This window comes from Candidatus Benthicola sp. (assembly GCF_058719085.1).
The window spans coordinates 1-7,184 of the sequence record NZ_JBZQEK010000155.1 but is presented as its reverse complement, the minus strand read 5'-3'; the positions used below and the strand labels follow the sequence as shown (position 1 = coordinate 7,184).

At 67.7% G+C, this 7,184-nt stretch carries 5 protein-coding genes; 2 read left to right on the top strand and 3 right to left on the bottom strand.

The window, feature by feature from the left end:
* Both AC36XV_RS11640 and AC36XV_RS11635 read left to right on the top strand, forming a co-directional pair.
* On the top strand, positions 1-491 hold a 491-nt coding region (locus AC36XV_RS11640; RefSeq protein ID WP_492203853.1), incomplete at its 5' end, for a DinB family protein.
* 118 nt (positions 492-609) lie between these two features.
* A complete protein-coding gene (locus tag AC36XV_RS11635) occupies positions 610-1,371 on the top strand; it encodes a hypothetical protein (protein WP_492203852.1) in 762 nt (253 codons plus the stop codon).
* Between the two features lie 143 nt (positions 1,372-1,514).
* Here AC36XV_RS11635 and AC36XV_RS11630 read toward each other — a convergent pair whose 3' ends face one another.
* The 3 genes from AC36XV_RS11630 to AC36XV_RS11620 form a co-directional block, all read right to left on the bottom strand.
* On the bottom strand, positions 1,515-3,944 hold the full coding sequence (locus AC36XV_RS11630) for a hypothetical protein (protein WP_492203851.1): 2,430 nt from the start codon (positions 3,942-3,944) through the stop codon (positions 1,515-1,517).
* 261 nt (positions 3,945-4,205) lie between these two features.
* On the bottom strand, positions 4,206-6,029 hold the full coding sequence (locus AC36XV_RS11625) for a hypothetical protein (RefSeq protein ID WP_492203850.1): 1,824 nt from the start codon (positions 6,027-6,029) through the stop codon (positions 4,206-4,208).
* Positions 6,030-6,119: 90 nt separating this feature from the next.
* The coding region (locus AC36XV_RS11620; protein ID WP_492203849.1) for a DUF5916 domain-containing protein at positions 6,120-7,184 on the bottom strand (1,065 nt) is incomplete at its 5' end.

Genomic DNA, 7,184 nt, shown 5'->3' with positions numbered 1-7,184 from the left:
GATCGATCGACGAGGATGCCTACAACGCGCGCCCCTCCGAGAAGTCGTGGTCGGCCGCGGAATGCGTGGAGCACCTGTCGGCGACCGGGCGGGAGCTCCTGCCCGCCCTCAACGAGGGCATCACGCGGGCACGCGAGAACGGGTGGCTGGCCCACGGCCCGTTCGAGTATGGGTGGTTCGAGAGGTGGTTCGCCCGCCAGTCCGGTGCGGAGGAGCTTCCCCCCCGGCGCCGGTTCAAGGCGCCGAAGCTGTACGCCCCGGCGCACCGCCGGTACGACATGGACGAGGCGGTGGAGGACTTCCTCGCGATCCAGAACCGGTACATCGAAACGGTGCAGCTGGCCTCGGGCGTGGATCTCGCCCGGATCAAGATCGGCTCCCCCGCCATGCCGCTGCTGCGCCTCAGCCTCGGCATGTGGCTGAATGCCATGGTCGGGCACCAGAGGCGTCACCTGTGGCAGGCGCGGGAGGCGATCCGGAAGGCGGGCTGAACGGAGCCCGCCCCTCGCCATGCCGGGCCGTCGTTTGCCGGTCCGCCGAGAGCCGTCTTATCATGGGGCGCGGCGGACCTCCGAGGCTGCCCGTTCCACACCATTCACAGGAGAGCTGATGGGGTTCGAGCGCGAGTCGTCCTCGACCGGTACGCCCATGCGGTGGGCGTGGGTCGTGATCGGGGTGGTCTTCGGGGCCGTGGTGATCGTCGCTTTCCTCAACCTGGTGGACCGCTACCTGGACCGCCCCGCGGTGGACGTCCTGGTCGGGTCGCTGACCGTGATCCTGGTCGGGATCTTCGTAGGCGCGGCCTCGCGGGGAGAGGCGCTGCGGGAGGCCGCCGTGGCGGGGTTGATGCTCGCGGTCCTCACCCTCGCCCTGATCGCGTTCCAGATGCGGGTCCCGGTGCCGAACCTGATGTGGGTCACCGGTCCTTTCGGGGCGCTCCTGCTGGCGCTGCTCGGCGGATACGTGGGGGAGATGCTCCAGGGCACGCTCGATGAGGCGCACGTCGATCGACCGATCGACTGGCCGTGGGTGTTCGTGAGCGTGGTGGTCGGATTCACCCTCAGCACCTACGCGCTCTTCCTCACCCACGCGCTCATGCCGGCTTCGCCGGCTCAGGACGCCATCGTTCTCACCGGCGCCTTTCTCGTCACCGGGGTGGTGGTCGGCTTCTACTCCCCGGGGAAGACGATGGTGGAGCCGGGGATCGCAGCCGCGGGTCTCATCCTGGCTCACATCGCCTTCCTGACGGCCTTCGTGGAGGCGCCCCCGGCGATCGGGTGGCTGGCCCTCGCGTTCGCGGTCGGCACGGCGCTGGCGCTGGCCGGCGGCTGGATGGGGGAAGCACTGCAGGCTCGCGTGCGGAAGGGCTGACGGAGCGGGGCACCGGCGGCCGAGGCGAAGGCCCGCGGGTCCCCGGCCGGAAGGCACGCGACAGACGACAGGTGGGCAAAGAGAAGCGCCCGACGGGGAATCCCGCCGGGCGCTCTTTCGTGCATGGGCTGTTGGGCGACCGACTACTCGATCGTGATCGGTGGTCCGCCCGACGCGGAGTAGACCCGGAAGTCGGGCCAGATCGTCTTGCCCTGCGCACCGCTTCCGACGGCGAGCCGGATGAAGAAGCCCAGCTGGTCCCCGGACCCCACGTCGAAGTCGCCCACCACGGTCTCACCGTCCGGGTGAGCCAGGCGGTGCTTGATCTCGTAGAACAGGAAGCCTCCGTTCGAACTGTTGAAGGCTACCGCCCCGGCTCCATGCGTGTCCGGATCCACGGAGTAGTCGCCTCCGGGATCGCACACCGAGGAGCCGCTGCTCCCGGCGCACCCGGCATCGACGTACCGGTCTTCGAAGGTGCCCGTCAGCGGGCTCTTGTTGTCCCGCACGATGCCGAACAGCTCGTCGTAGGGGCTGGTCGACGACGGTCCGGACCCCTCTCCGAACTCGAACCACAGCGAGGTCGCCTTCTCATCCGAGCCGCGCGGTACCTCGACGGCCAGGTACAGGAAGTCCGCGTCGTTGAACCAGTAGAGCGTCGCATCCGGCGTGCTGCCCGGTCCGCCGCCCGACAGGTTCACCGGGAACGTGTTCGAATTGGCGCAATCCCACTCGCCGGCTGCCTTGGTTCCATTGATGTCCGGTGCCGAGCAGACGCTCGCGGTGACGAACATCGGCTCGTCGTTCACCGCCACCTCGTACACGTCGTTCGGATCGAAGAACGGATCCAGGGCGCCCTGGACCGGTCCGTTCGCGTATCCGTCCGCGGCGGCGTCCGGATCATCGGTGGCGTCGTAGTCGCAGCTCGCGATCGGCAGGCCGAGGATGTAGTCCGGCTGACCGGTGAGCGGATTCGGCGGGGTGTCGAGGCCGGCCACCGCCGTGCCGCAGCTCATGATCGCCAGCTTCTGGTCTTCGCCCGGCCCGGGCGTCCACTCGAGGTCCAGGTATCCGTCGTCACCGGTGATTCCATAGCCCGTGTTGGGGTCGAACTCGGCGTTCGTGCTCGCCCCGGAGCCGAGTACGACGGTTCCGGACGGCGGCACCACCTTGAAGCGCGTGCCCGGCATCCCGACGACCGAACCGCCCGCCGGGGCCCGAGCCGAGATGCTGATCGGGATGGCCTGGTCGCCGGTCACGACCACGGGGGTGGAGGGCGTGACGGTCCCGTACCCCGGGCCGACGAGCTGGAAGTCGCTCAGGTCGCTGACCCGGCCGCCACCCTTGGCGCTGGAGCCGGCGACGGCGAGGAGCGTGGCATCCAGCTCCCTCGGGGCGAACCAGAAGGCGGCGCGAGCGAGCGCCGACTCGAAGAACCCGGGGGCGGCGGCCGTGTTCACCGAACCCGGCGGCGGCAGAGGCGGATCCACGAGGCCGCAATCGACCTCCGATGCGGAGACCGACGGCAGTATGCTCAGCTTGCTCTGGTCCTGTGTACCGACACGGATCACTTCGTCGGCCGGAACGTCGTACTCGGCTGGGACTTCCGACTCGCAGATCTCGATCGTCGTCGGCGTGTTCTGCCACTGCGTGAGGTCGATGTCTCCTCCCTCGACCGTGACCGTCGCCGTGCAGCTGTACTTCGGCAGGTCGAGCGAGATGTCGAGGTTGTCGCACTGGCCGCTGGCGTTCCGCGGCGGGAGCGTGAGGGTCCACGACCGGAGACCGCCGCCCACCGTGGTGTTGTCCCCGATGTTCAGCTGCGCGGCGCTGCCGTTGTTGATCACCGTCAGGGTCGTCGGCTGGTCTCCCAGCAGACAGGTCACCGACACCGGTGCCTCCGTGGGGCACGCGTTGGCCAGGAAAGCGTCGGAGAGGAACCAGTTGATGTTCTCGTTCGAGCCCAGCTGAACCGCCTTCAGCGGATCATCGGCCGGCTGGTCGAGTGAGGGAGTGTTCGTCCACAGGTAGTCGCGATACGCGATGTTCACCTCATCGGTGCCGTCGGCGTTCGCGTCAAACCACACCCGGACCCGCCAGGAGGACTCCGCCGGTACGTCGTTCTTCTTACGGGTCTTCCAGCTTGCCCCGTAGCTGCCGTCACTCGCGGACACCTCTCCGTAGTCCGCCAGAAGGCGGTAATCGGCCGGATCATCGCAGCTGTCGAGGTCGGCATCGCAGATCCGGATCGCGTCGACCTTGAGATATCCCTCGAGCCCCGACTGAAAAGCGTCTGAGGGGGAAGGATTCGACGTTGTCGGGGAGAGGAAATACACGCCGTCCTGACCGTCGTGCAGCCGGGCGTCACAGGGCGAATAGCTCTTTCCGGCGTCGTACGCTCCAGCCGTCAGGGGTCCGATCATCGCCTCCGCCAGGCACCCGGCGGCAGGATCCGCCACATGATCGAACAGGGCCGATCCTTCGGACCTCGGCTCCACGAGTGAGTCCGTCGCGTCACTGCACGACAGGGCCACGAGTGAGGCCGTTATCACCACCACGATCCTTCGCTTCACTATCTACCTCCAGATGCGCACGCCTGCGCTGACAAAGACACGAGCGCTTTTCCGGCTCACCGGCATCATGGAACCGTGGCACGCACGATCCCCGTGGTGCCCGCTTCCCACCGGCGCCAGAAAGCTGCCTCTTACTTCCGGATTCGGTTTGCCTCGGTGCCTGAGCGCGATCCGTCGGGAAGGCAAAGTGACGAATCGACGCACGGCCAACCCTACAATAACACGTGTGGCGAAGATCCTACAGGGGTGGGGGGATGACGGTCAGCGGGTCAGCAGGGTCCGAAAGTCTTCGCGATCGGCCAGCGGCTCCCACCACCAGTAGTCCGGATCGATCGTCCCATCCGTGGCCGCTCGCCACAGGCGGAGCCGCTCCACGGCCCCTTCCGGGTCTCCGTGGATCGAGCGCAGAGCGGCTTCCTGCCACAGAAGCTCCTGATTCGGATCGATGGTCTCGTCCGCACGGCCCCGGTCGAACACCGCCTCGGCGCTGTCCGCGAGGCCTGCTTCGAGGATCACCCCTCCCACCAGGAGGTTTCCCAGCCGCTCCCGGTAGGGGGCCGCCGCGAGCGAGTCCAGTTCCGCCTTCAGGCGCCACGCAACACCGATGTCGGGCTCCTCGATCGGCGTGTTCATGAGCCAGAGCTGACACTCGACGAAATGGAAATTGGCTGGAAACTGCTCGCGGCCCCGGTTGCACCAGTCTCGTGCATCCCGGAACTGTTCCAGATTGTAGTGGGCCCAGAACAGTCTCCGGATGACGCGGTCCGCATCCTCCAGGTAGGAGTCCTCCTCGTATGCCCGGCGCGCGGTAAGCACGACGGAGACGTCATCATCCTGGGTCAGGTACAGGTGACTCAGGATGCTGTATGCCGTCGCCCGGGTCGGATCCGACTCGGTGGCCGCCTCGAGGTCTTCCCGGGCCTCGGTCACCAGCCGCTCGGCTTCGGCGTCGTCCTCGACCAGGCCGAGGAGGTATTGCAGGTATCGCAGCGAGCCTCTTTGCTCGAGCGCATCCGCGTCGGTCGGCTCCATGGCCAGCGCCCGGTCCGCGTACACGACTCCCTGCGAGATCTGTCCGCCCGCCAGGTCGTAGTCGCCGAGGCCCGTCGCTGCGAAGAACGCCTCCCGGAAGGCCATGTGGGCCCTCCGGGCTGGCGGGCGCACCCACTCGGGGTCCGCGGTCTCGGCCAGGGAGAGCAGCGAATCGGCCCTCGCGGCCAGGGCGATCGCGCCCTCCGCGTCTCCGGCGCGGTTCGCGGCCTCGGCGTCGGTCCTGAGGCGCTCCGCCCGCTGAAGAAGGGACCACGCCTCGTCGCTCTCCGTGTCCCCGCGCGCCTCGCGGAGACGTACCTCTTCTCCCAGTCCCCGGCGGAGCAGCCGGGCCACGTTCTCGGCCAGAGAATCGCGAGCCGCCAGGAACGCTCCCTCCGGAAGCTCGAACACCCGTCTCTCGATGTCCGCTCCGCTGAGCCCATCCACCAGGCGGGCGGTGACCACCAGCTCGTCTCCGTCCGGTTCCACGCTTCCGCGAATCAGGCTGCCGACCTTGAGCGCCCGGGCGATGCTGTCGGGGCGAACGCCCGAGCCCCGATACGGTCGCACGCCGTTCCTCGATACCACGTCGAGGGACCGAACCTCGCTCAGCTGGTCGATCAGCGACTCCGTGAGGCCCTCCGCCACGTAGTCGAGGCTTCCGTCCGTGCTCAAATCGTCGAAGTAGAGCACCGCGATGCTCGTCGCCTCGATTCCGCTGGCCGCGGCGAGCTCCGCGAGACGCGCTTCCTCCTGGTGGTTACGCACCACCAGGGCGACGGTCGCGAGCGCGAGGATCGCCAGCACGCCCTGGATCACGTACTCGGCGCGCGTGGACTTCTGGCGCCCCTTGGCGCCGTGGAACCAGGCGATCGAGAGGCTGCCCGGAACCCCGAACAGGTAGAGAACGAGGGCGATCTTGTAGGCGATGGGCGGAAGGATGCCGTTGCCGATCAACTGGTCGACGCCCTCCAGGGCGACGAAGCCGGTGACCAGGTAGGTACCCATCAGCGGCAGCAGCCGCCGCTCCTTGATCTCCTTGAGAAGGCTCATGGCGACCAAAAGTGGACGGGCGGTGCGGCGGCGGCAAGCGGTCGGCACGTGGCGAGGGGGCTGCGACCCCGCCGTGAGAGGTGCCGGGACCTACATGGGCAGCCAGTAGCTCAGCTTGATGGCGAGGATGTTCTGCCCCGCGGCGCCGAGCGAGCTGAACATGTCTTCCACGTTCACCGGGCTGCCGATGTTCGCGTAGTCGGAGAGGTTGCGCTGCCACACGACGAACAGGGTGCTGCCCGGGCGGAGCTCCCACCGCAACACGAGGTTGGACCGGAAGGAAACGGTGTTGAAGTCGTTGTCGCCGAGCTCGAAGGTCTGGGTGCCGTCGGTTACCTCGTAGTACCGGGAGGTGCTTCCGTCGGGATCCGTTTCGACGATCTCCTCGATCGTGGTCCCGTCGGTGCCGTACTCGCGCAGCTCGTAACTCTTCGCCTCGGGGAGCTCGCCGAAGGCGTGGAAGTGTCCGCTGGCGGCGAACGGCTCGGCGTAGAACTCGAGGTTCAGGTCCGGCGTGAAGGCGTAGTTGGCGCGCAGCTGCATCGACACGGTCTTCTGGTCCACGGTCGAGAAGATGTACCGCTCACCGTAGGTCCGGTCGTTGTCCCGCTCGATGGTGGTGTAGTACTGCCGCCGGTTGGTCATCCACGACACGCCCGGCGCCACGCGGAAGGTGAGCCGATCGCTCGGCTCGAAGCCGATCCCGACGTCCGCGAACCAGTCGTCGCCCCCGTTCAGGTTGCCCCACATGAAGTTCACGTCCCAGCGGGTGCTGGACGTGTGGGCGTTGGCGAGCCCCACGCCGACGCTTCCCCAGGCGAGGGCGCCCATCAGCGGACCGCCTCGGGTCAGGCGATCGTTCAGCCGGGCGGCGTTGTAGTTCATGTTGAGGTTCGCCATCCAGTAGTTGTTGAGCTGCGAATGGGCGAACAGCCCGAGGCGCGCCTGCTTGTGCACCCCGCCGAAGTTGAACCCGTTCTGCATGTTCAGGGTGACCGCGTAGTTCCGGAACACGGGGCCGGGCTCGGTCTCGCGGTAGGTGAGGTTGCCCCACGTGGCGATGTCGTCGGCCTGCCGGAGCACCCCCACGTCGTTCAGCTCCCAGTTCGGCGAGTCGCCCCACACGCCCATCCCGAACAGCCAGTGCTCGCCCTC

Bases quoted from the DNA above. Each gene is read 5' to 3' on its own strand.
- AC36XV_RS11635 (WP_492203852.1), top strand. From the start codon at position 610: ATGGGGTTCGAGCGCGAGTCGTCCTCGACCGGTACGCCCATGCGGTGG.
- AC36XV_RS11625 (WP_492203850.1), bottom strand. From the start codon at position 6,029: ATGAGCCTTCTCAAGGAGATCAAGGAGCGGCGGCTGCTGCCGCTGATG.